This is a genomic window from Geobacillus sp. 46C-IIa (assembly GCF_014679505.1).
Lineage (GTDB): Bacteria > Bacillota > Bacilli > Bacillales > Anoxybacillaceae > Geobacillus.
This window is the reverse complement of the sequence record NZ_CP061474.1, coordinates 2,845,604-2,861,703: the sequence shown is the minus strand read 5'-3', so window position 1 is coordinate 2,861,703 and position 16,100 is coordinate 2,845,604. Positions and strand designations below refer to the sequence as shown.

General features: G+C 49.0%; 16 protein-coding genes and 1 pseudogene. 8 read left to right on the top strand and 9 right to left on the bottom strand.

From position 1 onward, the window contains the following. Nucleotides 1-30 precede the first annotated feature (30 nt). Nucleotides 31-177, top strand: a pseudogene (locus IC803_RS14235) (sporulation protein YhbH); the annotation flags it as partial. Nucleotides 178-247: 70 nt separating this feature from the next. On the opposite strand, the gene IC803_RS14230 reads toward IC803_RS14235, so the two are convergent. Continuing rightward, nucleotides 248-937, bottom strand: coding sequence for a hypothetical protein (locus IC803_RS14230; RefSeq protein ID WP_081207657.1), 690 nt, complete (start codon nt 935-937; stop codon nt 248-250). A 277-nt stretch (nt 938-1,214) separates the two neighbouring features. On the opposite strand from IC803_RS14230, the gene IC803_RS14225 reads away from it, so the two are divergent. Further along, nucleotides 1,215-2,192: a LacI family DNA-binding transcriptional regulator gene (locus IC803_RS14225; RefSeq protein WP_081207658.1), complete on the top strand. Its 978-nt coding sequence runs from the start codon at nt 1,215-1,217 to the stop codon at nt 2,190-2,192. 1 nt (nt 2,193) lies between these two features. Here IC803_RS14225 and IC803_RS14220 read toward each other — a convergent pair whose 3' ends face one another. Beyond that, nucleotides 2,194-2,874, bottom strand: coding sequence for a response regulator (locus IC803_RS14220; protein WP_081207659.1), 681 nt, complete (start codon nt 2,872-2,874; stop codon nt 2,194-2,196). Nucleotides 2,875-2,934: 60 nt separating this feature from the next. Then, on the bottom strand, nt 2,935-4,521 hold the full coding sequence (locus IC803_RS14215) for an ATP-binding protein (protein WP_081207660.1): 1,587 nt from the start codon (nt 4,519-4,521) through the stop codon (nt 2,935-2,937). A gap of 108 nt (nt 4,522-4,629) precedes the next feature. On the opposite strand from IC803_RS14215, the gene IC803_RS14210 reads away from it, so the two are divergent. Then, the gene (locus tag IC803_RS14210; protein ID WP_081207661.1) at nt 4,630-5,676 is read left to right on the top strand and encodes a TRAP transporter substrate-binding protein; all 1,047 of its coding nucleotides are present in this window, start codon (nt 4,630-4,632) and stop codon (nt 5,674-5,676) included. A 166-nt stretch (nt 5,677-5,842) separates the two neighbouring features. Next, the gene (locus tag IC803_RS14205) at nt 5,843-7,108 is read left to right on the top strand and encodes a dicarboxylate/amino acid:cation symporter (RefSeq protein ID WP_081207662.1); all 1,266 of its coding nucleotides are present in this window, start codon (nt 5,843-5,845) and stop codon (nt 7,106-7,108) included. 74 nt (nt 7,109-7,182) lie between these two features. On the opposite strand, the gene tatC is transcribed toward IC803_RS14205, so the two are convergent. The 3 genes from tatC to IC803_RS14190 form a co-directional block, all read right to left on the bottom strand. Continuing rightward, nucleotides 7,183-7,932 carry a twin-arginine translocase subunit TatC gene (gene tatC / locus IC803_RS14200; RefSeq protein WP_081207663.1) on the bottom strand — a complete coding sequence of 250 codons (750 nt, stop codon included), beginning with the start codon at nt 7,930-7,932 and terminating at the stop codon, nt 7,183-7,185. A 62-nt stretch (nt 7,933-7,994) separates the two neighbouring features. After that, nucleotides 7,995-8,195: a twin-arginine translocase TatA/TatE family subunit gene (locus IC803_RS14195; RefSeq protein WP_081207664.1), complete on the bottom strand. Its 201-nt coding sequence runs from the start codon at nt 8,193-8,195 to the stop codon at nt 7,995-7,997. 76 nt (nt 8,196-8,271) lie between these two features. Further along, a complete protein-coding gene (locus IC803_RS14190) occupies nt 8,272-9,918 on the bottom strand; it encodes a PhoX family protein (RefSeq protein ID WP_081207665.1) in 1,647 nt (548 codons plus the stop codon). A 416-nt stretch (nt 9,919-10,334) separates the two neighbouring features. Between IC803_RS14190 and IC803_RS14185 the strand changes: the two genes are divergently transcribed. The 3 genes from IC803_RS14185 to IC803_RS14175 all read left to right on the top strand — a co-directional run bounded on the left by IC803_RS14185 (nt 10,335) and on the right by IC803_RS14175 (nt 13,470). After that, nucleotides 10,335-11,162 carry an aldo/keto reductase gene (locus IC803_RS14185; protein ID WP_081207666.1) on the top strand — a complete coding sequence of 276 codons (828 nt, stop codon included), beginning with the start codon at nt 10,335-10,337 and terminating at the stop codon, nt 11,160-11,162. Nucleotides 11,163-11,310: 148 nt separating this feature from the next. Next, nucleotides 11,311-12,003, top strand: a complete 693-nt coding sequence (locus IC803_RS14180; RefSeq protein WP_081207667.1) for a zinc metallopeptidase — start codon at nt 11,311-11,313, stop codon at nt 12,001-12,003. A gap of 117 nt (nt 12,004-12,120) precedes the next feature. Further along, nucleotides 12,121-13,470, top strand: coding sequence for a hemolysin family protein (locus tag IC803_RS14175; protein ID WP_081207668.1), 1,350 nt, complete (start codon nt 12,121-12,123; stop codon nt 13,468-13,470). A 76-nt stretch (nt 13,471-13,546) separates the two neighbouring features. On the opposite strand, the gene IC803_RS14170 is transcribed toward IC803_RS14175, so the two are convergent. Then, entirely contained in the window at nt 13,547-14,446 is a 900-nt protein-coding gene (locus IC803_RS14170; protein WP_081207669.1) for an RluA family pseudouridine synthase, read from the bottom strand. 138 nt (nt 14,447-14,584) lie between these two features. Between IC803_RS14170 and IC803_RS14165 the strand changes: the two genes are divergently transcribed. Then, on the top strand, nt 14,585-14,983 hold the full coding sequence (locus IC803_RS14165) for a YhcU family protein (protein ID WP_081207670.1): 399 nt from the start codon (nt 14,585-14,587) through the stop codon (nt 14,981-14,983). Nucleotides 14,984-15,019: 36 nt separating this feature from the next. Here IC803_RS14165 and IC803_RS14160 read toward each other — a convergent pair whose 3' ends face one another. Beyond that, nucleotides 15,020-15,496, bottom strand: a complete 477-nt coding sequence (locus IC803_RS14160) for a thioredoxin family protein (protein ID WP_081207671.1) — start codon at nt 15,494-15,496, stop codon at nt 15,020-15,022. After that, nucleotides 15,493-15,930, bottom strand: coding sequence for a disulfide formation protein C (locus IC803_RS14155; protein WP_081207672.1), 438 nt, complete (start codon nt 15,928-15,930; stop codon nt 15,493-15,495). Before IC803_RS14155 ends, IC803_RS14160 begins: the two co-directional genes overlap by 4 nt. Nucleotides 15,931-16,100: the final 170 nt, after the last annotated feature.

Genomic DNA, 16,100 nt, shown 5'->3' with positions numbered 1-16,100 from the left:
AGCTAATGTGTATAGCGTATACATTTGTATCAGTACAACCGCCATTCCACGCTCATGTCGGCGTACCGCAATATTAAAGATGAGAAATTCCGCTATTATATCCTAAAGCAAAAATCGGACGTATTTCATGCCATGAGAACGTTTTTCCGCAAAGAAGAAAGCAAACAGCTCGTCTGACCCTCTTGCAGCTGAAAAAAGGGGGTTTTTCTTTTTGGAAAGGGAGGGCGATGGCCCTCCCTCAAATTAGTTATTGCTTTTGCAGCGTCGCCACCATGGCAAGCACAGCGCCAAGTACATCTTGTTCTTTAGGAGCGTGCACTGTCAAGAGCATCGGCGCTGGGTGAGCGCTGGCGATGACGTGAACGGTAACACCATCGGCTTGGGCAGTGTACCAAACGGCATCAGCGAACGGTTTTGGAAGTTGATCCGTGTGCTGACGGGCGGCATTGGCATCGACCGCTTGGGCATGTTCTTTGGCCAACTGCTCATAGTTTGTCTCCTCGTTATGAAGAAGGCGGATGCGGGCGAACGTGTCCCCATGGAGCAATATATCAGCATGCGGTTCTTCGGCATCGAGCGTCCACCCGTCTAGGACATAGAGCGAGAAATGCTGGTTGTCACTTGTGGTCAACGTTGCTGTCCCTGTGACTGTTTGGTTTCCCATTTGGTAAGACAAGGAAGTTGTTGGACGGGAAGAAGCGGCTTCATCCCCTGTCGCCCCACTTTGTCCGCCTCCTGCTTGATTTTGTTCGTCAGCAGGGGGAGTTTCTTGAGCTGCTGGCTCTGCTGTTTGCGTGTTGGTGGGATTCTCGTCTGAACTTGTCGTTTGTTTGGCTTTCGCTTCTGTCTCTTTTGATAAAGGCGTCTCTGTACCGCAACCGGCAAGCAAGGCGGCGGTGACAGCGATGGAGAAAAGCGATTTCCAATATCGAAGCATCTTGATTCCTCCTTGCTTTCCATATACCATTCATTATAGCAGTTGAAACGGTAGAAACAAACAGACTCATTTCCTTTATTTTCTCTGCTTGTTTGACCTCCTTTTGTTTTTGGCGTTCAAGGCGATATGTGCACCTCCCCAAATGATGGCGATGAGCAGAGTGAGCAAGGCAATCCCGTAAAGCATCTAATCTCCTCCTTCAGTATACTAATGGTGAAATCAACATAATGGATGAAACGCGTTTCAAGTCAAGCGTTTTTTAGGAAAGGGTGGGAACGTGGCGAACATCCGTGATTTAGCGAAAGAAGCGGGCGTGTCGGTGTCTACCGTATCAAGGGTATTGAACGGGTATCCATATGTGAGCGAGGAAAAGCGGAAGGCCGTTTGGGAGGCAGTCGAGAAGCTCAATTATACAAAAAACATTCAAGCTGTCCATTTGGCGAAAGGAACGACAATGATCATCGGAGTCATGCTTCGGTACATTCATCACCCTTATTTTTCCGCAATTATCGAAGGGATTTCCAAGGAGGCGCTTCGTTGCGGTTATCAGTTGCTTTTGTTTCAGACGAATTATGACGTTGAGCGAGAGCTCGAGGCGCTAGAGCGGTTGCGGATGAAGCAAATGGATGGGGTGATTGTCTGTTCTCATGAAGCGGATTGGCAGATTTTTGCGGAATACCAAGAAGAGGGACCGATTGTTTTGTGTGAACGAGTGGATAGGCATGACTTTTTCACGGTTTACATCGACCACTACCAAGCGTTTTCCAAAGCGCTTCGCTATTTGCTGGACAAAGAGCACCGGCGGATCGGTTATTGCATTGGAAGAAGGACAGGCCCGAACAGCCAAGCGAGGGCGGCGGCGTATGAAGAGGTATTGCGTGACGCCGGCGTCACTCCCCAGCGCCAGTGGATTTTTGACGGTTGTCTATTTCTTGAAGACGGAAAGCGCGTGATCGAGCAATGGATGGCTATGGGGGAACGACCGAGCGCTTTGCTTGTGACGAGCGACCAAGTGACGGCCGGCATCGTGTTGTACGCCCGGCACGTCGGGGTGCGTATTCCAGAGGAGCTTGCCATCATTGGGTTTGATAATGATCCGTTGGCTGAAATGCTGGGCATTACAACCGTAGCACTCCCCCATTTTACGCTCGGAGAAAGAGCGTTCCGCCTCCTTCACCATTGGCTGGAGACAGGAAATGTCCCGCGAAAACAAGAAGAGTTGCCTACCCGGTTGATCGTGCGGGCTACCGGGTAGGCTATAGCCGTTTCAACTGATAGCGGTTGACGGGGCGGCCAACACCGCCGTATTGCACATCAAGCACGACTTTTCCGCTTTTTTCGAGATGCTCTAAATAGCGGCGGGCGGTGACGCGGGCGATGCCGACGCCTTCGGCCACTTCTTCGGCGGAGACCGGGAAGCGGTGCTGGCGCAAGTAGGTGACGACTTTTTCCAACGTCACTTCGTTTAATCCTTTTGGAAGTTCAGGGAGCGGGTCGGCAGGCTGTTCGGCCGTTTGCCGTAATGCGTCGAGTTCTGCCTGGGTGAGCGATTCTTTTTCCGCGAGCGACTGGCGGAAGGTCCGATAGTTTTCGAGCGCCTGCTTGAGCCGTTCGAATTTGAACGGTTTGACAATGTAGTCAAACGCGCCGTTTTGCAGGACGCGGCGCACGGTTTCGATGTCGCTTGCGGCGGTGATGGCTAGAATATCCACCCCATGTCCACGGGCGCGAATTTCCTTTAACGTTTCGAGGCCGTCTAATTGCGGCATGTAAATGTCAATGACCGCTACATCAGGGTGGAGTTCCTCGATCAACCGCAGCCCTTCCTCTCCGTTCCCGGCGATGCCGACAACGATGAAACCGCTCACTTGTTCAATCATTTGCCGGTTTACTTCTTGAACCATCGGATCATCTTCAATGAGCAATACACGATACATTGCTTTTCCTCCTTTATCTCGGGGGTGGAAGCGCGTCGGATGCGGCCGCCGCTGCATGAATCAATGAAGTTGCATATCAAATGTAATGGTAAATACAGTTCCCTTCCCTTCCTCGGACTGAACGCTGATGTGGCCGTTTCCTTTTTCCACAATTTGCTTCACCAAATATAGGCCGATGCCGCGTCCGTTCTTTCCTTTTGTTGAAAAGCCTTCGTCAAAAATGCGGTCGATATGCTCGCGGGTGATGCCTTGGCCGTTGTCCTCAACCGAGAGGGAGCAAATCTCTTCATTTTGTTCCATGCTGATGTAGATTTCTTTCTCCCGATCGGTGATCCCTTGGAACGCATCGAAGGCGTTTTCAATCAGGTTGCCAAGGAGAATGACGAAATCATGATGGTCGAGGTGCGGCGGGAAGCGGTGCAGCCGGCTGTGCCGGTCGATCGTCACACGAATGCCGAGCTCCTTGCCGCGGCGGATTTTGCTTAACAATAGTCCGGAAATGCTCTCATCTTTGATGTTGCGGCTTAAAAACTGCGTGAGCTCCGCCTGTTCTTCCGTAACTTGGAACACGTACTCAAGCGCCTTCTCAACATGACCGAGCTGGATCAGGCCGGCAATCGTATGGAGCTTATTCATGTATTCATGGTTTTGCACGCGCAAGGCGTGGACAAACGCCTTTACCCCGGTTAATTCTTCAGCCAGCCGTTTCACTTCGGTGCGGTCTTGGAAAATGGCAATGGCGCCAACCGTTTCTCCATTGACCTTAATCGGGATGCGGTTGCTCCAAATCGTTAAGTTGCCGAGCTGCAGTTCTTTGTTGTAAATCGGTTTGTTCACCTCCAAGATCTCCGGAAGGTACGTATCCGGGATTACGGAACGAATCGGGCGTCCGATTACGTCCCCTTCGATGCCAAGCATTTGCTTCGCCCGATCATTAAAAATGGTGATGTTTTCATTGCTGTCGATGGCGATGACACCTTCGTGCATGGCGTTAAACGCCTCTGTCCGCTCCACAAGCAGTTTGGCGATTTCATGCGGTTCAAGCTCAAACATTTGCCGCTTAATATGAGAGGCCAGCAGCCAAGCTCCGCTTCCACCGGCTGCTAGCGATAAAACGACCGCCATGGCGATTTCTTCTTTCAACGTATCAATCGCTTCCCAAAACGTCGGCAGTCGGTAAGCGGCGATGGTGACGCCAATTTGTTCATGATCGCGATTCATGATGGGGACGAAGGCGCGAACCACTGTCCCGATTTCTCCGCGCGCTTTCGACGTATACGTATGTTCCGCGAATGCCGGCCCTTCATCAGCCCCGCGGGAGACGGTGCCAATCATCGTTGGAAGCGGATGGGAGAGGCGAATTTTGTTCATATCGAGCACAACAATATAATCGGCGCTATGGATGACACGCACCCGTTCGACGATCGGGTTCACGAGCGCTCGGCTTTGCTTTGACCCGACAATGTGCTGCTTGACTTCCGGCAGTTCGGATACGGTGCGCGCTGTCAATAAGGCGCGTTGGCTCAACTCTTCTTCCTTTGTATGGAAAAAGTCACTAATGATAAATACGCCGCTCAGCAGCATCGAAAAGCTGACGATGACAAAAATTAAAATCGTGATTTTCCAGCGGATCGACAGTCGATTCATCGGTGAACTCCTCTTTACTATGCGGAAAATTCATTATTATTCATTCTAACATGATTCTGGTGATATGATAAAAAGGGAAAAAAACAAAGGATGAACATGGGGTGGATAATGGGGGTAAAGTGGAAATTTTGGGTGATCTTTCTTGTCATCGGCATCGGTCTTGCCGCATGGGCCGTCAGCCGCCAAGCTGATCAAGAGCGGATTGTGTACGATGATGAACAAAGGGGGCTGCAAAAACAAATTATCATTTACTTTAGCCATGTCGTTGCGGAAAATACACCGAAAGGGCTGGCAGCGCAAAAGTTTGCCGAACTTGTCGAACAAAAGACAAACGGCCGCGTCAAAGTCGAAGTGTTCGCGAACGGCTCGCTTTATTCGGATGGAGAGGAGCTTGATGCGCTGCTGCGCGGCGATGTACAAATGATCGCCCCGTCGTTTTCGAAGGTGACAGAACTCATTCCGGAGTGGCAAGTGCTCGATTTGCCGTTTTTGTTTCGCGACGACAACGATGTGCGCCGTGTGTTCACCGGAAAAGTGGGAGCCGAACTGCTCGGAATGCTCGAGGAAAAAGGAATCAAAGGGCTGGCGCTTTGGAGCAATGGATTTAAGCAAATGATGGGCACAACGCGCCCGCTTGTCGAGCCCGATGATTTCCGTGGGGTGCGTTTTCGCATTATGCCGAGCGAAGTGATCGACAGGCAGTTTCGCCTGCTTGGCGGCGAACCGGTTGCTGTCTCATTTGACCGTGTATATCGGGCGCTTGAACGGCATGAGTTTGACGGCCAGGAAAATACGATTTCTAACATTTATTCGAAAGGGTTTTACAAGTTTCAGCCGTATATTACCATCAGCAACCACGGCTATCTTGGCTATGCAGTCATGATGAACCGGTCATTTTGGGACAGTTTGCCGAAGGAGATCCAGCAAAACATAGCCGAAGCGATGGCCGAGGCGACTCAATGGAATTTGCGGCAGTCAAAGGCGCAAAACGAGCGGGAATTGCAGCAGCTGAAGCGGCGTGAGGATGTCCATCTTTATTTGCTGTCGGAAACAGAAAAGCGGAGATGGGAACGGAAATTGGCCCCACTGTATCAGGAATTTACGAGACAGTTCGGTTCCAGACTTTTAAATGAAATCAAGAAATCCGATGAATAAGCTTCCGGTGACGGAAGCTTCTTTTATGGCGATAGAAGCAGTCTTTGTAAACGTTTGAGACCAAAAAGACCAAAACGACCATTATCACCATAATATTTTTATTTGATCGATTTTTCTTTATGATAGTGCTGAAAGCGTTGTCAAGGAGATGAAAGGAGTGGGAGAAATGCGGGGGAAATTTAAAAATTTAACCGTGCAAGTCATTATCGGTATTCTTTTGGGGATTATCGTCGGGTTTTTATTCCCGGAATTCGGCACTAAGTTAAAAGTGTTAGCCGATGGGTTTATTAAGTTGATCAAAATGGTGATCGCGCCGATTATTTTCTTTACCGTTGTGATCGGGATCGGCAACATGGGCGACTTGAAAAAAGTCGGGCGCATCGGCGGCAAGGCGCTCCTTTATTTCGAGATCGTCACGACATTTGCTTTAGCGATTGGGATTGTCGTTGTTAACTTCGTCAAACCGGGTGTTGGTTTCAATACCGATGCGGTCAAAGGCGGAGACATTTCGCAATATACGAAGCAGGCGGAAGAGACGAGCCACGGTTTTGTCGATTTCGTGCTCAGTATTATCCCGGATAACGTTGTCGCAGCCATGGCCAGTGGAGAATTGCTTCCAGTGCTCTTCTTCGCCGTCCTGTTTGGCGTGGCGGCAGCCGGTTTAGGGGAAAAAGCCAAACCAGTGCTTTCTTTGTTCGAACGGATTGCAGAACTATTCTTTAGCGTAGTCAATATGGTCATGAAAGTGTCGCCAATTGCCGCATTTGGCGCGATGGCGTATACGATTGGCACATTCGGCCTCGGCTCGCTCGTGTCGCTCGGCAAGCTGATGGGATCGGTATACATTACGATGGCATTCTTTATTTTCGTCGTGCTCGGCGGAATTGCCAAGTTTTACGGATTTAACATCTTTAAGTTTCTCGCCTATATTAAAGAGGAACTGTTGCTCGTTCTTGGTACGTCCTCGTCTGAATCAGCTCTGCCGCGTCTGATGGAGCGGCTTGAAAAATACGGCTGCTCGAAGTCGGTCGTTGGCCTTGTCGTTCCGACCGGGTACTCGTTTAACTTGGACGGCACATCGATTTATTTGTCGATGGCGGCTATTTTCATCGCTCAAGCATACGGCATTGATTTAAGCATTTGGCAAGAGTTGACATTACTCGGAGTGTTAATGCTCACCTCGAAAGGGGCGGCAGGGGTCACCGGTTCTGGCTTTATTACGCTGGCCGCAACGTTGGCGGCGTTCCCGATGATTCCGGTCGAAGGCATCGCCTTGTTGCTCGGAGTCGACCGTTTTATGTCTGAGGCGCGGGCGATTACAAACATTATCGGCAACGCAGTAGCCACGGTTGTCGTTTCGAAAATGGAAAATGAGTTTCATCCTTCCGCTGAACAACAACTAGCGGAAGGGAATATGAAAATCGCGAAGTAAGAAACAAGGGGCTGCTCCAAAAGGCCGCAGCGGTTGGTCGTTGGAGCAGTCTTTTTTATTTTTCTCTAGCGCACTCAAGGGATGGAGCGGATCTCGTTTTTTCGCCATTCTTCGTTCGCTTTGCATTTCCGGTGGTAAACGATTTTGGACAGTAAAACACTGCACTCATATAGAAACAGCAGGGGGACGATGACAAGAATATCTGAAAGCAAATCTGGAGGAGTGATAAACACTGCAACTAAAATTAAAACAAAGTAAGCGTATTTTCTCATTCGCTGCAGCCGGTACGGATTTAACACCCCAAGACTCGTCAAAAACATGATGATGACTGGAAGTTCGAATAAAAATCCGAACGGAACCGTCATATGAATGACAAACCGAAAGTATCGTTCCGCCGTAAAGAGCGTTGTAAACATCTCGCCTGACAGGGAAAGAAGAAAGTGAAAAACAAACGGGAAAATGATAAAGTACCCGAAGCATATTCCTAATACAAACAGAATGAAAAGAGCCGGAATGTAAGCTAATGCTAGTCTTTGCTCATGCTCGTGCAATGCCGGGCGAACGAACAGCCACGCTTGATGGGCGGCAATTGGTATTGTCCCGGCAATGGCGACCACGCCGGCTAAGACGAAATAGATCCACAAAATGTCGCTTGGGCCGAGAACGGCCAGCTTCAGCGGCAAGTCCTGAACGAGCCATCGATACATAGCCGGTGCGTAAATGAGCGATCCAATTAACAAAATGGTAAAAGCGCCAAGTGTAATGATGAGGCGTTTGCGCAGTTCATCCAAATGATCGATCAAGTTCATTTCTTGGTTTTTCATCGTCTTCCCTCTTTATATCAAAAAGGATGAAACACGAATTACGGATGTCTTTCGCATGGACACTAACTTGTTTTTTCCACTTTATTATTTAACCTCTCTTTGTTTGACTCGTCATCTGAAACCAATTCCCGCGCTGATTTTTTGAATTCTCTCAGCGTTGTACCAAAAGCGCGGCCGATTTCCGGAAGTTTTGATGGACCAAAAATGATCAAGGCAATGACAAGAATGAGGATTAAACCAGGGATACCTATATTTTGCAGCATGGTGACGTCCTCCTATTTGTATGCATTATTTTGTATGGAAACGGGCTAGCCCGTTTCCATATGTTGCTTTGTGCATTTATTTATTGAAATGTCCGCCTTGTACGGCTACGAGGCAGGAACGGCCGAAACGTTGGCCGGGATAAGGATTCCACGTTTCCGGATGCTGTACATCTAAAAATAGCGTGCGCTCATCGGGAGTGAACCATGGACCGGTGACTTCGCACCCTTTCGGACCGGACGCAAACTGGAACGGCTCCCCGTACTGTTTGCCGTCGGTCGGAATCATGAACACCCCGCAGTTTTTATACGCGGCATACACGTTATCTTCTGTCGCATAAAAATCTTCAACAACCCAAAGGTTCCCTTTGCTGTCAAAGTGAAGGTTGTCAGGACACGTAATGCCGCTTTGGCGTCCGCCAGCGATGAAAACTTCAAACGTGAATGTTTCGCTTCCGTGGTCACCTTCCGCAGGGATGAAACGGATGATTTGGCCATGGAAGTTTCCGTGCTTCGAATTGTTTGTTAAAGATAAAAATACGCTGCCGTCATACGGATGGATTTCGACATCTTCCGGACGGTCGAGCGGTGTTGCTTTAACAGCAGCGCCTGCTTCCCGCGCGTAGGTCAGCACATCCGCCTGGCTAGTGAAAAACTTTTTGCCGTTTTTTTCATAGTTTTGCAAATCCTTATTCGCCTCGTAATCGAGCGCGATCCATTTTTGTTTTCCGAGATCAGCGACGTATAATGTTCCGCTTTCTAAAATATCGAAGTTGGCCTCGCGGTTATTCGGGTTGAATTTCTTTTGGCTGACAAACTTATAGAAGAAGGCATCGGCTTTGTCATCCCCCATATAAACGACCACCCTGCCGTCTTTCGTTAATCCCATTGCCGTATTTTCGTGGGCGAAGCGCCCCAGTGCGGTATGCTTCCGTATGGGCGCATTCGGGTTAAATGGATCGACTTCCACGACCCAGCCATAATGCTCATCAATAAAATCAGGCCATCCGTAGTCATCGCCGTAATATGTATTCTCCTCACAAGAAAGAACGGTATTCCAAAGCGTTCTTCCGCCGCTGCAGTTTCCGAGCGTTCCTGTCACCGTTGTCGCACCTTTGACCGCCTTGCTTCCGCTTGCAGGGCCGGTTAATCGAATAGGAGTGTTTGCATCGATCCGCCGGTTATATTGGTCATTTTTTACTAACCGCCATTCGCCTTTTTCTTTTTTTACGTGAATGACTGAGCCGCCAACTGCTTCTTTTTCCATTTTTAACAATTCAGGGTAGCTTGAAAGATTCGCCTTGTTAAATGTATTCGGGTCAATTCCTAGTATTTTCATATAGTTTTCTGGCTCAGGGAATTCATGGTTAACCCAGATGAGTCCTTCTTCGGAGTTGTTGCCGCCTTCGAGGCTATCGATCGGAAAGTAGACCGTAAGATCAGCCGAGTCGCCGAACTTTTCGCCCTTCGAGTTAATGACATCCCCATATGAAGCGATAATGTTGTATCGATAGCCTTTCGGCAGAACTAAATCATTTTCCCATGTGCGGCTGATCGGTTTGAAAGGCGCCGTAAGCGGCTTGCCGTTTCCTGACGGTTGACCGTTCATTAAATGGTTTGCCGTCATGGCGCTTGCCTTACTTGCTAATGTGTCTATACCGGATGACGCGGCGACTAATGCTGCCGTACTGCTTCCTACATATTTCAAAAATAAACGGCGATCCATCACTGACCATCCCTTCCATCGTTTTTAATAAATTCACAATTATGATTCTACGGGGGAAAAAGGGAAATGTTAATAAATTGAATGTAAATAATTGTTAAGTGTTTATAAATCTTTTAACGGTTTGTAAATGGTGTTTATTGTGCAATATGAGAAATAGCGGTTTAAGCCGCTTGTCGCCTTTTTGCCTTTCATGGTTCTCTAAGTTGAAAATGACGAGTAGATTTCTTTTGAAATACAGATGGAGGATGATGAAATAAAAAAGGGAAATGATCGATGACCAAAATCGCTGAGTGATTGAAAAAAGGGTGCCATGGTCAGGAGAGGGAATGGTTCCCTCGCTTTTTGTGCATATATTTTGCTTTTTCCTGGCCGTTTTTCCATAATAAAGCTATACCGATGTTGGAGGGGGAAGAAGAGTGAACAGTTTGCAAGACTGCGCTGTATTACATAACGGCGTGCAAATGCCGTGGGTTGGCCTTGGCGTCTACAAAGTAAAGGAGGGCGAGGAAGTCAAAAGCGCGGTGCGCACCGCGTTAGAAATTGGCTATCGCCATATTGACACGGCCGCTTTTTACGAAAACGAAGAAGGGGTCGGGCAAGCGATCCGTGAATCCGGCATTCCGCGCGAGCAAGTATTTGTGACGACGAAAGTATGGAACACCGACCAAGGATACGAAACGACGCTAAAAGCGTTTGATACAAGCTTGAAAAAGCTCGGCTTTGACTACGTTGACTTGTACTTAGTCCATTGGCCGGTGAAAGGGAAATATAAAGAGACGTACAAGGCGCTTGAAAAGCTATATAAAGATGGGTATGTGCGCGCAATTGGCGTCAGCAATTTTCAAATCCATCATTTGCAAGATGTACTGGCCGATTGCGAAATCAAGCCAATGGTCAACCAAGTCGAGTACCATCCGCGCCTCACGCAAAAAGAGCTGCATGCGTTTTGCCGGGAAAACGGCATCCAGCTTGAGGCATGGTCGCCGCTCATGCGCGGGGAAATTTTAAACGAGCCGACGATCGTGGAGATTGGGAAGAAATACGGGAAAACGCCGGCGCAAGTCGTGCTGCGCTGGGATTTGCAAAACGGCGTTGTCACGATTCCGAAATCGGTGACGCCTGCGCGCATAAAGGAAAACGCTGATCTCTTCGATTTCTCACTGACCGATGAGGAAATGAAACGAATCGATGCATTGAACTTGAACAAGCGGATTGGCCCTGACCCGGACAATTTCAATTTTTGACGAAGCGATCGTCTAAACAGCGTCCAGTGCCGGCGCTGTTTTTGTTGAGGAATGAAACCAAAGCGGCATGTTTGACGTATGAAATGATGAACAAGTACAATAATAGTATACACATTTGATGATCATTCAAAAAACGGAGGGTGCTGTGATGCTATTCCATCCGATGGATATTTTCATTTTTATTGCCTTTTTGATTTCGCTTTGGGCGCAATGGAAAGTGTCGAGCAACTTCAATGCCTGGTCCGAAGTCCCGGCCTCATCGGGGTTGACAGGGGCGGAAGTGGCGCGCCTGATTTTAGATCGCCACGGCTTGCATCATGTGCCGGTTGAGGTGGTGCCGGGGCGGCTTTCTGACCATTACGACCCGATTTCCCGCACCGTCCGTCTCTCGGAACCGGTGTTTTACGGGCGTTCGATCGCTTCCATTTCGGTGGCCGCCCATGAAGTTGGCCATGCCGTTCAGCATCAGCAAGGGTACGCGGCGCTTGTTCTTCGCCACCGGATGTTTCCCGTTGTGAACTTGGCTTCCGGTGTGGCTCCGTTTTTACTGCTGGTTGGTTTTTTGCTCCAACAATTTTCATTGATCGGTCTCGGCATTTTGTTCTTCTCACTGGCGGTGGCGTTCCAAGTCATTACGCTGCCAGTCGAGTTTAATGCGAGCGCGCGGGCGAAACGATTTATGCTCGCTGAAGGGATCATCGCTCCAGACGAAACGCGCGGCGTGAACAAGGTGCTCGGCGCGGCAGCGTTAACGTATGTCGCTGCGACGTTGATCGCGGTGTTTGAGCTGTTGAAGTATGTGTTGATTTTTACCCAAGGGAACAATAATGAGGAGTCGTAAAAACGTCGGGCCGCCCGCTGTTGGCGGCCTAAAGCTGCATTAACGTGTATCGTTGTTGTGGAAACTTTTGTGCGCAGGAGGTGTAATCTGGGCGCTTCATCCGCGCTCAGAGATAAATTGGACATAGCCAGTTTGCTGTTGGTGGCATTGCTGATCGCTTGCACCGCCTTTTTTGTTGCCTCGGAATTCGCAATCGTCAAAGTGCGCAGCTCGCGCATTGATCAGCTTATTAATGAAGGGAATAAACGGGCGGTCGCGGCAAAGAGAGTAATTTCGAATTTGGATGGTTATTTATCGGCGAACCAGCTTGGCATTACCCTCACTTCGCTTGGCCTTGGCTGGCTTGGGGAGCCGACGGTGGCGCGGATGTTGCTGCCGCTGTTTGAACGTTTCCATTTATCGGAATCCGTCTCCCACTTTTTAGCGTTTATTATTTCATTTTCGCTCATCACGTTTTTGCATGTTGTTGTCGGCGAATTGGCGCCGAAAACGTTTGCCATTCATAAACCGGAAGCGATTACGCTGTGGACGGCCAAGCCGCTCATTTGGTTTTACAAAATCATGTATCCGGTGATTTGGTCGTTAAATAATGCAGCCCGGTTAGTGACGCGTCTGTTTGGCCTCCAACCGGTGGCGGAGCATGAAATCGCCCACTCGGAAGAGGAGTTGCGTCTGATTTTGTCGGAAAGCTATAAAAGCGGGGAGATCAACCAATCCGAGTACCGCTATGTCAACAACATTTTCCGCTTTGACGATCGTGTGGCCAAAGAAATTATGGTGCCGCGCAAAGAGATCGTGGCATTGGATATCAACAAAAGCGTCAAGGAAAACTTGGAGATCATCCGAGAAGAAAAATATACACGTTATCCCGTGATTGATGGCGACAAGGATCACGTACTCGGGCTCATTAACGTGAAAGAAGTATTTACGGACTTTGTCGCCAACCCGTCAAACGAAAAACAAATGAAAGATTACATCCGTCCCATCATTCAAGTCATTGAATCGATTGCGATTCACGATTTGCTCGTGAAAATGCAAAAAGAGCGCATCCATATGGCGATTTTAGTGGACGAGTATGGCGGTACGTCCGGGCTTGTGACAGTCGAGGACATTTTGGAAGAGATTGTAGGGGAGATTCAGGATGAGTTCGACATTGATGAGACGCCATTGATCCAAAAAGTTGATGAGCGGTTCATTTTGGACGGCAAAGTGCTCATTAGTGAAGTGAACGATTTGTTGGGCTTAGAAATCGATGACGACGATGTTGATACGATTGGTGGTTGGATTTTAACGAAACATTACGACATCCAGACAGGCGACAGCGTGGAAATTGACGGCTATCTCTTTACCGTGAAAGAGATGGACGGTCATCATGTGAAGACGCTAGAAGTGATGAAAAAAGAGCGGGAGCCGGTTGAACGGGAAGACGAACAGGCAGGGATGGAAGAAGAGCAGCTGCATTTGTAAGGCAGACGGAAAGGCCGTCTGCCTTTTATCGTTCCTAAATCGAGCAGTTGTCCAACGTAAGCAAAAGCGGGGGAGACTAGTGAGCGATGGGCGAGAGATCGACCGGAAAGTCGTTCGTCGGCGCGAGGCAAACGACTTCTTCATTTGTAAACGGGTGGCGGAATGTCAGTTTAGCGGCATGGAGCGCATGGCGATGAAACACTGGTTTGCCGCCATAAAGCACGTCGCCGACGAGCGGATGGCCAAGATGAGCCAGGTGGACGCGAATTTGGTGTGTCCGTCCGGTGTCAAGGTTAAGTTCAACAAGCGATGTGGACGGGAACGTTTCGAGCACACGATAGTGGGTCACTGCCTTCGCCCCTGTTTTCGAGACGCGCCGACGCGTTGGGTGATGACGGTCACGGCCGATCGGTGCGGAAATCGTTCCGACTTTCGGAGACAGGCGGCCGTGGACGAGAGCGATGTACGTTCGTTTCACGGTACGGCGGGCAAGCATTCGGTCGAGCGTCGCTCCGGCGAGCGGGTGTTTGGCAAATAAAATCGCCCCTGACGTATCACGGTCGAGCCGGTGAATATGGCGGACTTTGGTCAAAATCGCCTGCGCCTGCAAATAAAAGGCGACCGCATTGGCAAGCGTGCCCGTCTGCTCCGGCTCAGACGGGTGGATATCGATGCCGGCTTCTTTATTCAAGATGAGCAAATGATCGTCTTCCCATAAGACGGAAAGCTCCCGATATTCCGGAATGATTGGTGACGGCTCCGGTTCATATGCGTAAAACTGAAGGCGGTCTTGTTCGCGAAGCGCCGTCTGCCAGGAGGCGGCTTGGCCGTTCAGTTTGACTCCCTGTTCCATTCGCCACCGGTGGGCGAGTTTTTTGGACGCGGCCCATACTTCTTTCAGCAGCTGCTCAATGGTCAGCCCACTCCATAGGGCGGGGATGATGCATTCAAGCCAATCGCCTTTTCTTGTCCACAAACGTTGTCGCACCTCCCAGTTCTCTGTAGTCGTGGAAACACTTTCTACCCCTATAAGTGCATTGAATATGATACACTCATAGTATCGTTTTCGCGATGGAGAACGCAAGCATTGCGGCAAGAAAAGGTGGTATGAACATTGAAAGTTATGTACGCGGTGACTCCGGAGCAAGAAAATTACATGCATTATTTGTTAAATTACTTCTACACTGATATTTTCCCGTACTATTTCGATGATGAACAAATTCACCAATTTGAAGAACTGGGCATTCTTTCGTTGGACCATGAGCATGTTACATATAATGGAACGATGAAAGAAGCGTTCCAAATCATCTCAGCATTGCAGTCGTTGATCACGGTCATCGAACATATCGGGGAACAAGGGGAATGTGAACAATACGAATGGTTGTTTGCACGCAATCAAAGCATTTTGGCTCGCCATGGCATCGCTTTTCCGTTTCAGGCGAGGCAGTTTACCCGTAAGCGTGCGTTGCCGTGCAGCATCTATTTTCCTGCCACGAGTCAATGGATGATGTAAGGAAAAAGGAGCGAAGCCAACATCGGCCGTAGCTCCTTATTTTTCTTGTTCTGATAATGAGTCGAACCATTGACGGAACGTTTGTTCATCGTGATACCCTTCCAAGCGTTTCGTCTCTTTTCCGTTTTCGTAATGAACGATCGTCGGGGTGGCTTCGATATGGTATGTATCCCATCCATCTTCAAATTCAAGCAAGTTGAACAGTTTTAAATCGATGCCAAGCTGCTTCGTTAACGGCACGACAATGGGCGTTGTCCGCCGACAATGCGGGCATGTCGGGCTGTAAAAATAGACGGTAAGAGACTTCCCGTCGGCGAGCTGTTGGTTTAACTCATCAGGCAAAATAATGTTTTGGTAATTCGGGTCATCGAGTTGATCGATGGTGGCGGGATGCAGCTCATTTTTCTGATAAGGGTTATTTTTAGCTGCTTCTTTTTGTTCATACAACGTGACAAAAGCAATAGCGGCAAATAAAGCGACAATGATGCTGCCAAATATGAGCAGTTTTTTCAACGTTCGCTCTCCTCCCGTTGCCGGCGCATGACAGCAAGACTTAAGAAAATAATCATGGTAAAGGCCGTCAACGCCAAAAATGGAATGGTGATAAAGCCGAGCCAGTTAATGTATTGCCCTGTACATGGGACGCGGCTGCAGCTGATGGCGTAATCCTGGAAAAACGGAATCTTTTGCAAGGCATAGTGATACAAGGAAACCACGCCGCCGGCAAGTGATAGCGCCAAACTGTAACGGGCAGCTGTAAAATCTTTGCGGGCGATGGCGATCCCTAAAATGATGACTTGCGGATACATAAAAATGCGTTGAAACCAGCATAAGTCACATGGAATAAAGCCAAGCACCTCGGAAAAATATAAGCTCCCGAGCGTGGCAACAAGCGATGTGACCCAAGCAGCCATGAGCAAATTTTCCGTATGGTTTCTTTCCCCCATCCTTCCACCTTCTTTCTTATGGTGTGCTGTTGGCAAGAGCCATCTTGGCGGGAAATGAGCGGGGAAATGGGCTTTTTTAGCCTTTTAGGCTTGATGTGCCTCTTCGCTAAAAGAACTCACCTCCATTATAAGAGATGAGAACCGGCTCGTCCATCGAGACGCGGCAAAGG